At 67.3% G+C, this 15,926-nt stretch carries 10 protein-coding genes; 5 read left to right on the top strand and 5 right to left on the bottom strand.

Features of this window, described 5'->3' with window-relative positions:
* Positions 1 to 153 precede the first annotated feature (153 nt).
* The 4 genes from ACH2CY_RS08190 to ACH2CY_RS08205 form a co-directional block, all read right to left on the bottom strand.
* Positions 154 to 2,079: an ATP-binding protein gene (locus tag ACH2CY_RS08190; RefSeq protein ID WP_395018023.1), complete on the bottom strand. Its 1,926-nt coding sequence runs from the start codon at positions 2,077 to 2,079 to the stop codon at positions 154 to 156.
* A gap of 34 nt (positions 2,080 to 2,113) precedes the next feature.
* Positions 2,114 to 2,818, bottom strand: a complete 705-nt coding sequence (locus ACH2CY_RS08195) for a hypothetical protein (protein WP_395018025.1) — start codon at positions 2,816 to 2,818, stop codon at positions 2,114 to 2,116.
* Positions 2,819 to 2,953: 135 nt separating this feature from the next.
* The gene (ggt, locus tag ACH2CY_RS08200; RefSeq protein ID WP_395018027.1) at positions 2,954 to 4,552 is read right to left on the bottom strand and encodes a gamma-glutamyltransferase; all 1,599 of its coding nucleotides are present in this window, start codon (positions 4,550 to 4,552) and stop codon (positions 2,954 to 2,956) included.
* A gap of 162 nt (positions 4,553 to 4,714) precedes the next feature.
* Positions 4,715 to 5,314 carry a YcbK family protein gene (locus tag ACH2CY_RS08205; RefSeq protein WP_395018028.1) on the bottom strand — a complete coding sequence of 200 codons (600 nt, stop codon included), beginning with the start codon at positions 5,312 to 5,314 and terminating at the stop codon, positions 4,715 to 4,717.
* 210 nt (positions 5,315 to 5,524) lie between these two features.
* On the opposite strand from ACH2CY_RS08205, the gene ACH2CY_RS08210 reads away from it, so the two are divergent.
* From ACH2CY_RS08210 to ACH2CY_RS08230, 5 genes are all read left to right on the top strand, one after another.
* The gene (locus ACH2CY_RS08210) at positions 5,525 to 7,561 is read left to right on the top strand and encodes a hydantoinase/oxoprolinase N-terminal domain-containing protein (RefSeq protein WP_395018031.1); all 2,037 of its coding nucleotides are present in this window, start codon (positions 5,525 to 5,527) and stop codon (positions 7,559 to 7,561) included.
* A 159-nt stretch (positions 7,562 to 7,720) separates the two neighbouring features.
* Positions 7,721 to 9,373 (top strand): murein L,D-transpeptidase, encoded by a 1,653-nt coding sequence (locus tag ACH2CY_RS08215; RefSeq protein WP_395018033.1) that lies wholly within the window; start codon positions 7,721 to 7,723, stop codon positions 9,371 to 9,373.
* A 3-nt stretch (positions 9,374 to 9,376) separates the two neighbouring features.
* Entirely contained in the window at positions 9,377 to 10,000 is a 624-nt protein-coding gene (locus ACH2CY_RS08220) for a tetratricopeptide repeat protein (RefSeq protein WP_395018036.1), read from the top strand.
* A gap of 267 nt (positions 10,001 to 10,267) precedes the next feature.
* A complete protein-coding gene (locus ACH2CY_RS08225) occupies positions 10,268 to 12,949 on the top strand; it encodes a DUF2339 domain-containing protein (protein ID WP_395018039.1) in 2,682 nt (893 codons plus the stop codon).
* Positions 12,950 to 12,985: 36 nt separating this feature from the next.
* Positions 12,986 to 13,798, top strand: coding sequence for a hypothetical protein (locus ACH2CY_RS08230; protein WP_395018042.1), 813 nt, complete (start codon positions 12,986 to 12,988; stop codon positions 13,796 to 13,798).
* A gap of 688 nt (positions 13,799 to 14,486) precedes the next feature.
* Here the strand turns inward: ACH2CY_RS08230 and pyk are convergent.
* Complete coding sequence (pyk, locus tag ACH2CY_RS08235) at positions 14,487 to 15,905, bottom strand: pyruvate kinase (protein WP_395018045.1); 1,419 nt, start codon at positions 15,903 to 15,905, stop codon at positions 14,487 to 14,489.
* Positions 15,906 to 15,926: the final 21 nt, after the last annotated feature.

Consider the following 15,926-nt stretch of genomic DNA (forward strand, 5'->3'; position numbering starts at 1 on the left):
TCCGCTGCTGCGGCAAACAAATAGCTTGCCGCACCCCCACCCAACCCTCCCCCGAAGCCGGGGGAGGGCTTTTCCTTTCCAGGCGGGCTCTATCTTCTCCTCCCCCGGCTTCGGGGGAGGCGGGAGGGGGTGCCCCGCAAAGACTGTCGAAAGCTAACCCGGAGCCTTCGCCGGCTTGAACGTGGCGCTGGGGATCCGTGCCACGTCCGGGCCGGCGGCGCGGCGCAGGATCGCCGAGAGCTGGTCCGGCGAGAACGGCTTCGAGAGATAGAGGTTCATGCCCGCCGCGGTGTAGCTTGCGGCGTCGCCCGGCATCGCATTGGCGGTCAGCGCCACGATCGGCAGCTGGGCAGCGGCGCCGCCGAGCTTGCGGATCGCTTGCGCAGCGGTCGGTCCGTCCATGTTCGGCATCTGCACGTCCATCAGCACGACGTCGAAGGCCTCGCGCTGCACGGCCGCGACCGCTTCCGCGCCGTCCTGGGCGATGGTGAAGCGATGGCCGCCGAGCTCCAGCATCGTGCAGACCACGCGCTGGTTGATCAGATTGTCCTCGGCGACCAAGACCTGGAGCTTGCGGTTGCCCGGCTGTTGCAGCAGCGTTTCATCGTCGAGCGCCGCGCGCGGCGCTGCGGCGCCTTCCGCCGCGCGGCAGCGCAGGCGGAGCCAGAAGGTGGCGCCGCGGCCGGGCGTGCTCTCGACCCCGACCGCGCCGTTCATCAGGTGGATGAGCTCCTTGGAAATGGCGAGGCCGAGCCCGGTGCTGCCGGGCTTGCGCGCGGCAAGCTCTGCCTGGCTGAACTTCTCGAACAGCCGCGCCTGCATTTCCGGCGCGATGCCGACGCCGCTGTCGGCGACCGCGACCGAGATTTCACAGAGCTCGTCAGCGACCGGCTGGGCCGTGGCGCGGATCGTGACCCCGCCGCGTTCGGTGAATTTCAGCGCATTGCTGAGGTAGTTCGAGATCACCTGGTTCAGGCGGTTGGCGTCGCCCATCAGCAGCGGCGGCATCTCCGGCGCGACCTCGGCGGCGAGGGTCAGGCCCTTCGACAGCATCGAGGGCTGCCACAAGGTGACCAGGTTGCCGATCAGGTCGCGCATCGAGAACGGCGCGATGTGGAGATCGATCCGTCCGGCCTCGATCTTGGCGATGTCCAGGATATCGTTCAGCAGCGACATCAGGCTCTCCGCCGATCGCTGCAGGGTCTCGAGCTTGGCGCACTGCTCCGCGTCGAGGGTCGTGTTCGCCAGCAGATGCAGCATGCCGATGATGCCGTTCAGCGGCGTGCGGATCTCGTGGCTCATCGCCGCCAAGAACTCCGACTTGACCCGGTTGGCGGTCTCGGCGGCGTCGCGCGCCTTGCTGAGATCCTGGTTCAGCCGGTCGAGTTCCTCGGTTCGCTGCTGCAGCGACTGCTCGGCCACGCGGCGCTGCTGCGCGGTGTCGCGGAAGACTTCGAGCGCCCGCGCCATCGCGCCGACTTCGTCGGTGCGATCCTGGTAGGGCACGCTCTGCTCCAGCGCACCGGCGGCGAAGCTCCGCATCAGCGGGGTGATGCGCTCGAGCGGCCGGATCACCAGCCGCAAGGTCACCAGGGTGAAGATCAGCAGCACCGCGGCGAGGATCGCGGCGGTGGCGATCAGCCGCTCCAGATGCCGCGCGCGCTCGGCCTGCACGATGGCGTCCGAGAGCTGGATTCGGAGCCGGCCGAGCAGCTTGCCTTCATTCAGGATGTCGGCGGTCGCTTCCACCGTCGCGCCGCCGGCGGCGTTGCCGTTCAGCGTCACGAACGCGCGTCCGTCGGGCTCGAGCACCGCGGCGTTCTGGAACTCGGGCAGCTCGGCGCGCAGCGGCTCGAGCTGCGCCAGGGTGTCGTTCTTGTCGAACTCCCAGACCGAGCTCGAGACCGCGCCGGCATAGAGATCGGTCAGCAGCCGGGCGCGATGGCTCAAAGCCGCATTGGCATCGGCCAGGAACAGGCGGTCCTCGACCAACACATAGACGGCCTGGATCGCCAGGAAGACGACGGCCAGCGCGATGGTGGCTTTGGCCTTCAGGCCGAGGGAAGGCCGCGACGACATCAGGTCGGCGTCGCGCGCCTAAGCCCGAACGGCATCAGGCATCGGAAGCCGCGTCGGACAGGCGGCGGATGATCTGCGCCACCGGCGCCGAGATCTCCGGCGGCTCCTTGACGATGTCCTCGGGGTCGCTGCGCTCGAGGCTGGTCAGCTCGACCAGGGCATCGGGGTCCGGCTGCGGCTCCGCCGGCTTCGCGCGCGGCGGCGTGGGGATGCGGCCCTGCACAGTTTGTGGGGCTGGGGATTGGGGAGCGACGGCTTGCGGCTGCACCAGGACCGGCCGCGCCGGCGGCGGCGGTGCGGCCGGTGCTTCCGTTGCCGCGTTCAGGATCGGCTTGGCGGCGCCGGTTTCGCTCAGCAGGCCGCGGACGCCGCGCTCCAACCGGAGCATGGCTTCGCGCATCGGCGTGTTGTTGCGGCCCTCGACCAGCTCCAGCAAGGTCATCACCATGGTGCGGAGCTGCTCGTTCTGGCTCTCCAGCCGGGCGATGTCGGTTTCCTTGCCGGCGAGCTCGACTTCCTGGCGCGAGACCGCGTTGCGGGCGTCGTCGAGCTCGGTCTCCAGCGAGGCCGAGCGGATGCGCGCGGCCTTCAGGTCCTCGGCCTGGCGGGAGAGGGCGCCTTCGACGATCCGCACCAGGTCGTCGAGCCGCAGCCCGTACTTGCGCTGGTCGGCTTCGGCGCCGCCCAGACGCTCGCGGGCGGCTTCGACCCGTGACTGCAGTTGTGCCAGATCGTCCATCGGACCCTCGTCGGAACTCTAGGCATAGCTTCCGCGGTCTTGGTTAATTCCGCGTTAAGACCGCCCGCCAACCCACTCTGAAGGCTGGGACCAGGCCGGCGCGGAGTCAAGCCGCTCCGGGACCCGGCGCGACCGTCAGTAGCCCAGCGCGCAGCCGTCCTTGCGGGGATCGGAGCCGGCCAGCAGGACGCCGCGGCTCCAGTCGATGGCGATCGCCTGGCCGCCGCCGAGCGGCGAGTCCAGCCGCATCATCTTATGCCCGCGGTCGGCGAGGCCGAGGAAGACGGCCTCGGGGATCCCGCTCTCGGCGCCGACCAGCCCATCCTCGTGGTGGACGCGGGCGCAGTCGAGCGCCGCCTGGGGGTCGAGGCCGAAATCGACCATGTTGGTGAGCGCATGGACCTGGCCCATCGGCTGGTAGTCGCCGCCCATGACGCCGAAGGAGAGCGCCACCTTGCCGTCGCTGGTGACCATGGCCGGGATGATCGTGTGCATCGAGCGCTTGGCCGGGCCGATGCAGTTCGGGTGCGCGGGATCCAGCGAGAAGCAGGCGCCGCGGTTCTGCAGCAGGATGCCCGACTTCCCGGTCGCCCGCGCGCTGCCGAAGCCGTAGTAGATCGAGTTGATGAAGCTGACCGCGTTGCGGTCGCGATCGACCACGGTGAGATAGGTGGTGTCGGGATGCGGCTGCAGCATCCGCGCCTCATGCAGGTCGAGCGCGGCGTTGGGGCGGATCCGCGCGGCGAGGCTGCGCGCATGCTCCGGCGAGAGCAGCTTTTCGACGGGCACCTCGGCATGATCGGGATCGGCGATATACCGGTCGCGCGCGAGATAGGCGAGCTTGGCGGCCTCGATCTCGAGATGCAGCCGGTCCGGGGTCAGCGGCCCGGCGCCGATCATCGGGAATTGCGACAGGATGTTCAGCATCAGGAGCGCCGTCAGCCCCTGGCCGGGCGGCGGGCATTGCCAGACATCGAGGCCGCGATAGCTGGTCTTGATCGGCAGGACATAGCCGCCGCGATGCGCCGCCAGGTCCTGCACGCGGAGCAGGCCCCCCTCGGCGCGGACCGTTTGCACGATGTCCTCGGCGACCCAGCCTTCATAGAAACCGGCGGCGCCCTTCCAGATGATCTCGCGCAGGGCCTTGCCGAGCAGCGGCAGCTTCACGATGTCGCCGGTCTTGGGCGCGCTGCCGCCCGGCAGATACTGTTTCGCCGCCGCCGGGTGGCGGGCGAGACGCGGCGCATCCTCGGCCCAGTCGGCGGCGACCCGGGGCGCCACCGGAAAGCCGTCCTCGGCATAGTGGATCGCCGGCCGCAGCAGCTGGTCGAGGCCGAGCTTGCCGTGGTCCTTGGCCAGCCGGCACCAGGCCTCGACCGCGCCCGGCACGGTGATCGCGTGGATGCTGTCGGGGTCGATCCTGGCGATGCGCTGTTCCCGGAACCAGTCGGGATGGGCCGCCCGCGCGGCGCGGCCGGCGCCGTTATAGGCGAGGATCCGGTCGCTGCCGCCGACCGACATCAGCACGAAGCAGTCGCCGCCGATCCCGGTCATTGCCGGCTCGACCACGGCGAGCACCGCGGCCGCCGCGATGGCGGCGTCCATGGCCGTGCCCCCGGCCAGCAGCATCTCGATCGCGGTCAATGTGGCGAAGGGGTGCGAGGTCGCGGCGGCGGCCTGGCCGGCCACCACCACCGAACGCCCCGGCGCCTGAAAATCCCGTCCCCCGGTCATCAATCTCGCTTAACGGGACGGCGGGACGGGCGCAAGCGGGAAGCTTGCATGGGACTCGCGCCCCGTCCGCGCATGCGGACAAGCGTCCCCGTGAGCGCGGTCACAGCGCGCGGGAGCGACTTAGGCTATTGTTTGAACCGTCGGCGGGCAGGCGCGACGAACTTACCAGTACCGGACGCGACCGGTATCGACATGGACGAAGTTCGACGCCGTGTACATGCCGACGCCGCCGCGCTTCATGGAAATGGCGGTCTCGTGCAGCGTCTTCAGCTTCACGTCGGACAGGCGGATATCGATCGCCTTGCCGTCGAGATGCATGCTGCGCTTGGCGACGCCGCTGCTTTCGGCGTTCAGCATCGTGTTGGTCTTCGGGCTGCGATAGCCGGAGATGATCTGGAACGGCTGCTTGCTGCCGGTCTTCCAGTGCAGCTCGGTCAGCAGATCCAGGAGCTTCAGGTCCATGGCAAAGACGTCGCCGGTGCGGAAGTCGCGCAGGATGTGGTTGATGTCCCTGAGCGCGCCCTTGTCGAAGCTCGACCCGCGGAGATAGGTCGCCTTCAGCTTCTCGTCGGTATGGGTGTTGTAGAAGGTCAGCGTCTTGTCGCCGGACGAGCCGGTGGACGCGAAGGCTGCGGCCGGCACCATCATGCTGGATGCGGCAGCCGCCAGGCCGAGGCCGAGCAACCGGCGGCGGCCGAGCAGGGGAGAGGAATCGGTGGTGTTTTCGTGTTGGGTCGCCGCGAACGGCCCTTGCGATGCCATCATTCTCTTCGGTGCTATTGAGGTTATGAGCGAAAACTTGCACAGATGTTCTTGCATGGCAAAGTTAATTTGCCCTTGACAGGGCATTTTAATTAAATGCTCTCACCTTCGTGATAGTGTCCGAAATGCCTTGTTGAACAGGGACTTGACCCGCCGGGGGATTCGCGGCAAATCCCGCGTCACGATTTGTTGCCCTTTTGAGGACCCGACGTGCCGATCCTGCTCGGCCTGGATACCGGCGGCACCTATACCGACGCCGTGCTGTTCGACCCCCAGAAAGGGGTCCTCGCCTCGGCCAAGGCGCTCACCACCAAGCATAATCTGTCGATCGGTCTCAGAGGCGCCATCGAGAAGGTGCTGCCGCACCTGCCCGCCGGCGTGGCCCCGGCCGAGATCGCCCTGGTCTCGATGTCCACGACCCTGGCGACCAACGCCATCGTCGAGGCCCATGGCGCGCCGATCTGCCTGATCCTGGCCGGCTACGACGCCAAGGCCCTGGAGCGGGCCAACCTGAAGCAGGCTTTGGGCAGCGATCCCGTCGTCTTCATCGCCGGCGGGCACAGGCCCAGCGGCGACGAACAGGCGCCACTCGACCTCGAAGCCGCCAGGCGCGCGATCCTGGAACACGCGCCGAAGGTCGCGGCCTTTGCCGTGTCGGGCTATTTCTCGGTCCGCAACCCGGCCCATGAGCTCGCCTTGCGCGATCTCATCCGCGACCTCTCCGACCGCCCGGTCTCCTGCGGCCATGAACTGACCTCGAAGCTCGACGCGCCGCGCCGGGCGCTGACCTGCGCCCTGAACGCGCGGCTGATCCCGCAGCTCCAGCAGCTGATCCGCTCGGTCGCGGGTCTCATGCAGGAGCAGGGCATCGACGCGCCCTTGATGGTGGTCAAGGGCGACGGCTCGCTGATGGATTCCGCGATGGCGCTCGCCTGCCCGGTGGAGACCATTTTGTCCGGCCCGGCGGCGAGCCTGGTCGGCGCCAAGCATCTCTCCGGCGAGGACACGGTCATCGTCTCCGACATGGGCGGCACCACCACCGACATCGCCATGCTGAAGCACGGCCGGCCGGTGCTGAACAAGGAAGGCGCCACGGTCGGCGGCTGGAAGACCATGGTGGAGGCGGTCGCCGTCCACACCTATGGCCTCGGCGGCGACAGCGAGGCGCGGATCGACGAGCATCACGGCTTCACCCCAGGGGGACTAACCTTGGGGCCCCGGCGCGTGGTGCCCTTAAGCCTGCTCGCGACGCAATACCCGGCGGTCGTCGACGTCATGCGCGCGCAGGCCGAGAGCGACGAGATGGTGCAGTATCGCGGGCAGTTCGCCTTGCGCCAGCGTCCGCTCGACACCGGCTCCACGGGGTTGAGCGCGGGGCAGCAGCAGGTCTGGGATCGCCTGGCCGACGGGCCGGTGGCGCTTTCCGACATGATCGTCGGGCCGGCCATCGCCCGGAATCTCCAGCGCCTGGTCGATCGCGGGCTGGTGGTGATCTCCAGCCTCAGCCCCAGCGACGCCGCGCATGTGCTCGGGCTGCAAACGGGGTGGAACCGCGAGGCGGCCGAGCTCGGCGCGCGGCTCTTCCTGCGCCGCGCGCCGCAAGGCGGCTGGCATCCGCCGCAGGATGCCGAGACGCTCTGCCGCGATGTGGTGGAGCGCGTGGTCTTCCAATCCGGCCGCGCCCTGCTCGATGCGGTGATCAACGAGCAGGCGCGAATCGACGACCACCATTGGGGCGCACTCGGGCGCTACCTGATCCAGCATTCGCTCTCCGCCGAAACTGCGGGCTCATCCGGTGAACTCTTCGACGCCGTGCTCTCGCTGAAGCATCCGCTGCTGGCGATCGGCGCACCGGTCGGCAGCTACTATCCGGAGATCGCGAAGCGCCTCCGCACCCGCTTGGTGATCCCGAAATTCGCGGAAGTCTCGAATGCCGTCGGCGCGGTCGCCGGCGGAATCATGCAACGTGTGACGGCCGTCATCACCTCCCCGGCGGAGGGCCGGTTCCGCGCCCATCTTGCCAGTGGAATCAAGGATTTCGCGGATCTCGAACTGGCCTGCGAACACGCCCGGGCATGGGCCACGGCGACCGCGACCGAGCAGGCCAAGGCGGCCGGAGCGGCGGAGATTGAACTTTTCCACGAGCGCGACGACAAGATCTTCGAACAGCCTGGCGGGATGAAGATCTTCATGGAAAGCAACATCGCCGCCACGGCGTTCGGCCGACCGGCTCTGGCGACGGCGTAAGACACGTCTCTTCGCTCCGATCTGAGATCGGCATCACAGCTTCCACCCATGACAGAGCGCGGCTGCTTTGGTAATGTCCGGCCGCCGCTCCAGACAGATTGGTGAACCATGCGACGCGCAACTTTTCGTAACGCCGCTCTCATTTCGAGCGCCATTTTTTTGGCTGCAGCGGCCAATGCCTGGGCTGAATCCGCCGACCGTTTCGCCGAGCCGCAGACGGCGCCGGCCGCCGTGCCGGAGCTGCCGGTAGCAGCGCCGAGCGCGGTGCCGAACATCGCCGCGGAGCTCGACCTGCTGCAGCGCGACCCGACCACCGCCGGGCTGAAGCTCGACTGGAATGCGCTGAAGGAATACTACGCCGCGCATGGCAACAACGCGATCTGGACCACGACCAACGGCTACACGCTGGTCGGCCAGGCCTGGATCGTGCAGATCCCGCGCGCCGTGCGGGCCGGCATGCCGATGCCCGAGCAGACTCTGTTCCGGGTCGCCGGCATGACGCCGCCGACCGACGCAGCCTCACAGACCCGCAACGAGGCGTTGATGTCGGCGGTGTTCGTCGCCTCCGCCGTCGATGCGATCGGCCCGCTGGGCAGCGCCAAGCTGCGCGGCGCCGCGGTGCTCGACAAGGTCGCGGCGGCGAAGGACCCGGCCGAAGCGATCGCGCAGGAATGGCCGGTCTATTACCGCTTCTGGAGCCTCTACGCGAAGCTGCCGACCTATGTCGGCTATTACCAGGCCGGCGGCTGGCCGAGCGTGCCGAAGGTCGACAAGGTCGAACCCGGCCAGAGCAACGACGTCATACCCGCGGTCCGCGCGCGGCTGCAGTATACCGGCGAGCTCGCTCAGACCACCGCCTTCACCGACAACGTCTATGACACCGACCTGCTGGCGGCGGTGGCCGCCTTCCAGCGCAGCCACGGCCTCAACGACGACGGCGTCATCGGCGGCCGCACCCTGGAGGAGCTGAACGTCCCGGCCGAGAAGCGGGTGCAGATGATCCTGCTGAACCTCGACCGCATGCGCGAGCAGGGCGGCAAGTTCGAGCCGCGCCACCTCATCGTCAATATCCCTTCGCAGGAAGTGAAGGTGATCGAGGACGGCAAGGTCGCGTTCATGACCAAGGCGATCGTCGGCAAGATCGACCGCAAGACCCCGACCCTCGACAGCGTGATCAAGATCGCGAAGTTCAATCCGGAATGGAACGCGCCGCACAAGATCGCGTCCAACGACGAAGTGCGCCGCATGCGCGCCGACCCGAGCTTCCTGGAAACGAATGGCTTCACCGTCTATGACGGCAACGGCATGGAAGTCTCGCCGAGCTCGATCGACTGGCACGAAGTCGGCCCGGGCAACTTCCCCTATCGCCTGGTCCAGGCGCCGGGGCCGGAGAACGCGCTCGGGCCGGTGAAGCTCGACTTCCCGAACAAGGATGCGGTCTACCTGCACGGCACCAACCAGAAGGGGCTGTTCGCCAAGCAGGACCGCTATTTCTCCTCGGGCTGCATGCGGATGCAGCAGCCGATCGACATGGCCGCCTTCCTGCTGTCCGACGATCCCGAATACCAGCGGGACCGGGTCGACCAGATCGTCGAGAGCGGCAAGACCGTGCTGGTGCCCTTGAAGACCCCGATGCCGGTCCATGTCGTCTACATGACCACCTGGGCGGACGAGGACGGGGTGCTGCAATTCCGCAAGGACATGTATAAATACGATCGCTATGCTGCGCTCCCGAACGACCTGCAGCCCGCCGCGAACCTGGTCGCGGAGACGCAGCAGCCCGCGAAACCCACCAAGACAGAGTCAAAATAGCCGATGAACGCCTACCGCCTCTCCGCCGCCGCGATCGGCCTCGCCGGTCTCCTGCTGACCTCGATTGCCGGTAATGCTTCCGCGGACGGCGTGAAGGGCTTCGAAGCCTACGAGAAGGGCGACTACGCCACGGCGCTGAAGGAGTTCCTGCCGCTGGCCGAGGCCGGCCAGACCTCGGCCGAGGCCGCGGTCGGGCAGATGTATTTCGAGGGCAAGGGCATGGCGCCCGACCCGAAGCAGGCGGCGCGCTGGCTCGAGCCCGCGGCCGCGAAGGGCAACGCCCGGGCCCAGTACCTGCTCGGCAAGCTCTATCTCTCCGGCGAGGGTGTGGCGGCGGCCGATCCGGCGAAGGCGGCGGCGCTGACCAAGGCCGCGGCCGACCAGATGCTGGTCGAGGCCCAGGTCGATACCTGCGCCTTCTACTATCAGGGCGTGGGCGTGCCGAAGGACCTGGTGCAGGCCTATCTCTACGCCAGCCTCGCGGCGCAGCAGGGCAGCCAGGACGGCACCGCCATCCTCACGCTGCTCTCCCAGGACATGAAGCCCGAGGACATCGCCAAGGGCGATGCCGCGGTCCGCGCCTGGAAGCCGGTCCTGCCGGACATCCAGGACCCCAACATCCAATAACGACTCGCCGGCGCATGCAGGGCAATCGCATTTGCCCTTCTCCCCTCGTGGGAGAAGGATACGGAGGCTTGGCGAGGCGCAGCCGAGGCTAGCCGCAGTTGGATGAGGGGGGCGCACCGCAGGTGCGCGCGCGCCTGTGGTACGCAATCGCTCACCCAGCTACGCCCCGCGGACGAGTGTTCTGCGGCGCGGAAGCGAGTCGTATTCACTTCCGTTCCATGCCAGTCTCGGGGCGCGCGCTCTTAAGTCCGGGGATTCGCTGCAGGCATGGAAGCCCTGCTGGTTATCGGTGGCCTGTTCTTCCTGTTGGTCGTTCCGATCCTGGCGATCAGCGGCAATGTCCGCGCGAGCACTTTGAGCCGCGACGTTGCGCGGCTGCAGGCGGCCGTCTCGTCCCTGCAGCGCCGCCTCGGCGAATTGGAGCAGGGCAGGGCGCCGGTCGCCCCTGCGGTCACCCCTGCGCCGATCATTGCCGCGCCGCCGCCGGAACCCGTCGCCGCCGCTGAACCCGCACCGGAGCCTGCCACGGTCGCAGCGCCGCAGCCCGAACCGGCCGCGGAGCCTGCAATCGCGCCGGAGCCCATCGCCGTCGCGCCCGAGCCCGCAATCGCGGCCAAGGCGGCGCCGCGCAGCTTCGAGCAGCGGCTCGGCGGCAGTGTCTTCGTCTGGATCGGCGCCGTCATGCTGGCGCTGGCGGGCGCCTTCCTGGTCAAGTATTCGATCGATGTCGGGCTGCTCTCGCCGGGCGTCCGCGTCTCCCTCGGCCTGCTGATGGGCGCGGCACTGCTCGGCGCCGGGCAGTGGATGCGCAAGCGCTCGGCCAACATCGCTCAGGCGCTCGCCGCTGCCGCCATCGCCGACTGGTTCGCCAGTCTCTTCGCCGCGACATCGCTCTATCACCTCATCGACCCGCTGACCGGATTCATCGCGCTCGGCGTGGTGACGGCGATCGGCATCCTGCTCTCGCTGCGCGAAGGCATGCTGGTGGGGCTGGTCGGCATCGCCGGTGGCCTCATCACCCCGGCCATCGTCCATACCGACACGCCGCAACCGGCGGCGCTGTTCGTCTATCTCTATTTGATCCAGCTCGGCGGCCTGGTGCTGCAACACAAGCGCGGCTGGTGGCCGCTGGCGGCGCTCGGCATCGGCGGCGGTCTGTTCTGGGTGCTGGTGCTCGCCTTCTATCCGCCGACGGCACAGGGTGCGCGGCTCGCCGCGCTTTGGCTGCCGCTCTTCTTGCTGGCGACCGATGGCACGCAGCTCTGGTCGCTCTATGGCAAGGGCGGCGTCGCGATCAGCCGCGAGATGACCATCACCGCGCGCGCCGCCGGCATCGCCTGTTGCCTGCTGATGGCGTTCTGGCTCACGACCGGCAGTTACCGGCTCGATGACTGGGGCTTCCTGGTCGCGCTGGTGCTGCTGCATCTGGTCGCGGCGCGGAAGTTCACGCGCGAGGAGATTCCGGCGCTGGTCGGCGCCGCCATCGCCGTCGCCGCCTTTGCCGGCTGGAGTCCCTTCGGCTACGACTGGAGCGCGCATGCGGCGATCGACCGCAGCACCGATGTCATCCTGATCGGCCTCGTGCTCGGCGCGATCTTCGGCGCCGGCGGTTTCTGGTTCGAGCTCGGTTCGCAGAAGCCGGTGCGCTGGGCGGGACTGTCCACGCTCGGCACCGCCTTCCTGTTCGGCGGCGCCTATCTCAATCTCAACCGGGCGGACCTGCTGCTCCCCTGGACGATCCAGGCGGTGATCCTCGCGGCCCTGCACATGGGCGCCGCCGAGCGGCTCAACCGGCTGCGTCATGTGGATGCGCGATACACCGGCGCGCTCGGCCTGCACTGCCTCGCGGTCTCGGGCTTCCTGGCGCTGGCGGTGCCGATGCGGCTGGAGCGCGAATGGATCGCGGTCTCCTGGGCGATCGAGCTCCCGGTCATGGCCTGGGTGGCGCTGAAGCTCGATCTTCCCTGGCTGAAGCGCGGCATCTGGGCCGGCGGCGCGCTGGTGGTCGCCGCGGTGCTGCTCTCCGGTTTCCCGGCCGGCGAGTGGATCCTCTTCAACCGGCTGCTCTACGGCATCGGCATTCCTTGTATCGGGTTGATCGCCACCGCGCAGAGCCTGAAGCGCACGGCCGCCGACAAGGAAACGCGGCTCCTGGTCACCATGCTTGAACTGGCCGGCGCCGGCTTGCTGGCGCTGCTGATCGCGCTGGAGATTGACCACGCGGTCGGGCGGGTGGTGTTCGACAGCGGCGCAAACTTCCTGCGCGTCGGCATCGCGACCATCACCTGGGCGGGTTTGGCGCTGGCGCTGCATCACCTCTACCGGCGCCAGAACGATCCGGCCATCCTCTACGCCGCACACGGCTTCACGCTGCTGGCCTGCCTCGCCTTGGTGTTCGGTGCCATCCTCGCGGTCAACCCGCTGTTCGAGCATATCGCTGTCGGCGAGACCTGGGTGTTCAACCGGCTGATGGTCGTCTATGCGATCCCCGCCGTCCTGTTGCTGCTGCTGGCCGACCAGCTGCGCCGGCCGGCCGTGCCGACCAAGGCCGGCGAGATCCCCGCACGGTTGGTCGGCCTGCTGGCACTGGTCACCGGCTTCATCTGGGTCACGTTCACGATCCGCCAGATCGCCCAGGGGCCGTTCCTCGATGCGGGCTTGATCACCGACGCCGAGCAATACGGCTACTCCGCCGCCTGGACGCTCTATGGCGTGATGCTGCTCGGCCTCGGCACCTGGAAGCGCAGCCAGATCCTTCGCTACGCCTCGGCGGTCGTCATCCTGATCACGGTCTCGAAGGTGTTCCTGGTCGACGCCTCGGATCTCACCGGTCTCTACCGGGTCGCATCCTTCCTCGGCCTCGGCTTGAGCCTGATCGGAATCGGCTACCTCTACCAGCGCCTGCTTTTCCGGCGGCGCGATGGCGCGTCGAGGCCGCTGGATGAATAACAAGCTGGCAGAGCGTTCGCTGAGCCGCGTTTGCCAATGATTGGCCTGTCCTTTCTAATCTGGATCGCTCTTATCCTCGCCTGCGTCGCATATCGCCGCCGGCTTGGCGTAGGGAGAAGTGTGCTTGTTCTAAAGTGGTTTGTTTTCTTGCTGCTTCTGTATCCAGCGATCGAGATCATAGCGGTATTTGTTGCGTTCGATTTGTTTGGGCGTGCAGTCGCTGGGACCACGATTTTTCGGCAGCACAGCCCCGTAGACGTCATCGCTCTGGTCGGCGGTCGTCGTGCGTGCAGCTGGGATTGTTACGGACTTCTTGAGGCAGGGTACAAGCGAGTCGAAGTCCAGATTACCGGTCAACCGATCCCAGACGATTTTGGCCGTGAAAGAGTACCCTACTTCGTTCAATCGGGACTCTACGCGTTCGAAGTTGCTGCCAGCGGTGATCCGCGTTGCGCCAGCTATTTGAGCTGGGTAGCAAGCAGCCGGATTGCCCAACGCGAGACAGCCGGCATGGACGCGGATCTTCTCGTCAATGGTCTTATTCTCGACAAGGGAGCGTGTCTGGTTGCGGAACCTGAGCTGCAGCCTCTTTCAGACGTGTCTGTCGCGAGAACGGAGGTTTTTCATGACACGACCCTGGGGGAGGTGCGCGAGTACCGGACTTCCGTTTTCGCAAGCGGTAGTGACAATGAACTTCCAATGCTGCTGGCTGAGGATAGGGTGCTGCAGCTCAAACCTATCTGGCCCGTAGTACAGTTCATACTGAGCATTGGCGATGGAATGATTAGGTATGAACACCCGCCGATGGCCATCTCGGCTGTCGTCGCCCCACTCGAGGCCCAGCATTGAACGCGGGACGAAAGGTCCGGGGACACAACTCAATTGGCCGGCTGTTCTCTAAGATAAGGAATTCGGTGTCAGTTTGCCGGATCACTGATTGACATCGCTCCGATGCAAGATCGGCCTGCGTGAAGCGTCGGATCGCTCGGCCGCCGAATTCCTCTTCTCCACAGCACGCGCCGCTCCGGCGGACAAGCTCTGCCGATTGTGGTATCATCCGCTTGCTGTTTGACATTGTGAGCTTCGTGCGAGAGTCACCCCGGACTTGGCCCTGCCGCGCGCGCCTTGCCGTCGATCATCCGACCGCCCCCGGGACCTTTACAAACCTTTACCAGAAACGGAATCAGCGCAGCCCATCTCGGCGCAAAATGGCGATGATCGCCAATAGTTTGGAGAGCCTTTGCGCGAGGCCCCCGTAAAGGTGAACCGGCGGCGCCCAGAGCCCGCGTTCACGGATGACGCTGCAACACAGACCGGACGCAGACAGGGGACAAATAATCTTTGCGTCTGCTATCGAGCATACCTTCGCCGGCGGGGCAGGGTTCGCTCCGGTTGCTGCACTGCATCGCAGACCGGACGCAGACAGAATCAAAAAATCCCCACCCGGATTTCCGCTGGAAGGGCTTGAACGCTATCGTGTTCTTCGACGTTCTGTCCGGAAGCCCGTCTGCGTTGGCGGCTCCGCCGCCGCGCCGCGCTACTCGATCCAGGCGACGCGCAGCGTGTTGGTCGAGCCGGGGCGGCCGAACGGCACGCCGGCGGTGATCACCAGGCGCTCGCCCTTCTTCGCGAACTCCTGCTTCAGCGCGACCCGGGTCGCCTTGTCGACCATCTCGCTGAAGGTGCGGATGTCGGCGGTGTGGACGCAATGCGCGCCCCAGAGCAAGGCGAGGCGCCGCGCGGTCGCGAGGTCTTCGGTGAGACACAGGATCGGCGCATCGGGCCGCTCGCGGGCGACCCGCAGGGCCGTGGAGCCCGAGGTCGTGTAGGTGACGATGGCCGAGGCGGTGAGGGTGCGCGCCACTTGCGCGGCGGCGGCGGAGATCGCGTCGGCGCCGGTCGCTTCCGGGTCGGAATGCTGGGCGTCGATGATCCGGCGGTAGGAAGGATCGCGCTCGGTCTGCTCGATGATCCGGTTCATGATCGAGACCGCCTCGTTCGGATACTTGCCGGAGGCGGATTCCGCAGAGAGCATCACCGCGTCGGCGCCGTCATAGATCGCGGTCGCGACGTCCGAGGCCTCCGCGCGGGTCGGCGTCGGGGAGCTGACCATGGATTCCAGCATCTGGGTCGCGACCACGACCGGCTTGCCGGCCTTGCGGCTGGCGACCACGATCCGCTTCTGCAGGCCCGGCACGACCTCGGCCGGGAGCTCGACGCCGAGATCGCCGCGCGCCACCATCACCGCGTCGGAGAGCTCGATGATCTCGTCGAGATGCTCGATCGCTGCCGGCTTCTCCAGCTTGGCGATGATGCGGGCGCGGCCGGCGATCAGCCGGCGGGCTTCGGCGATGTCCTCGGGCCGCTGCACGAAGGAGAGGGCGATCCAGTCGGCGCCGAGGTCGAGGCCGAAGCGCAGGTCGCCGCGGTCCTTCTTGGTCAGCGGCGAGACGTTGAGCACGGCGTCGGGGATGTTGACGCCCTTGCGGTCGGTGAGGCGGCCGCCGGTCAGCACCTCGCAGTCGATGGAGTCCTTGCCCTCTTTCTTCACCACCACGCGGATGCGGCCGTCGTCGAGCAGCAGGTTGGAGCCGGGCGCCACCGCTTCGAGGATCTCCGGATGCGGCAGCGGCGCGCGCTTCTCGTCGCCGGGCTTCTTGGAATCGAGATCGAAGCGGAAGGACTGGCCGGCCTTGAGATCGACGCCGCCTTCCTTGAAGGTGCCGACCCGGAGCTTCGGGCCCTGCAGATCGACCAGCACGCCGATCGGCCGGTCGAGATCTTCCTCGATCTCGCGGATGATGTCGTAGCGCGCCTTATGGTCCTCGTGGGTGCCGTGGGAGAGGTTCAAGCGGAAGATGTCGGCCCCGGCCTTGAACAGCGCCTCGATCTGCTTGCGCGTGGTGCTGGCGGGCCCAAGCGTCGCGACGATCTTGGCCTTGCGTTGGCGTCTCATCCCAAGCCTTTGCTTTTGTAT

The sequence above is a fragment of the Dongia sp. genome (assembly GCF_041905885.1).
In the GTDB taxonomy this organism is placed as follows: Bacteria; Pseudomonadota; Alphaproteobacteria; order Dongiales; family Dongiaceae; genus Dongia.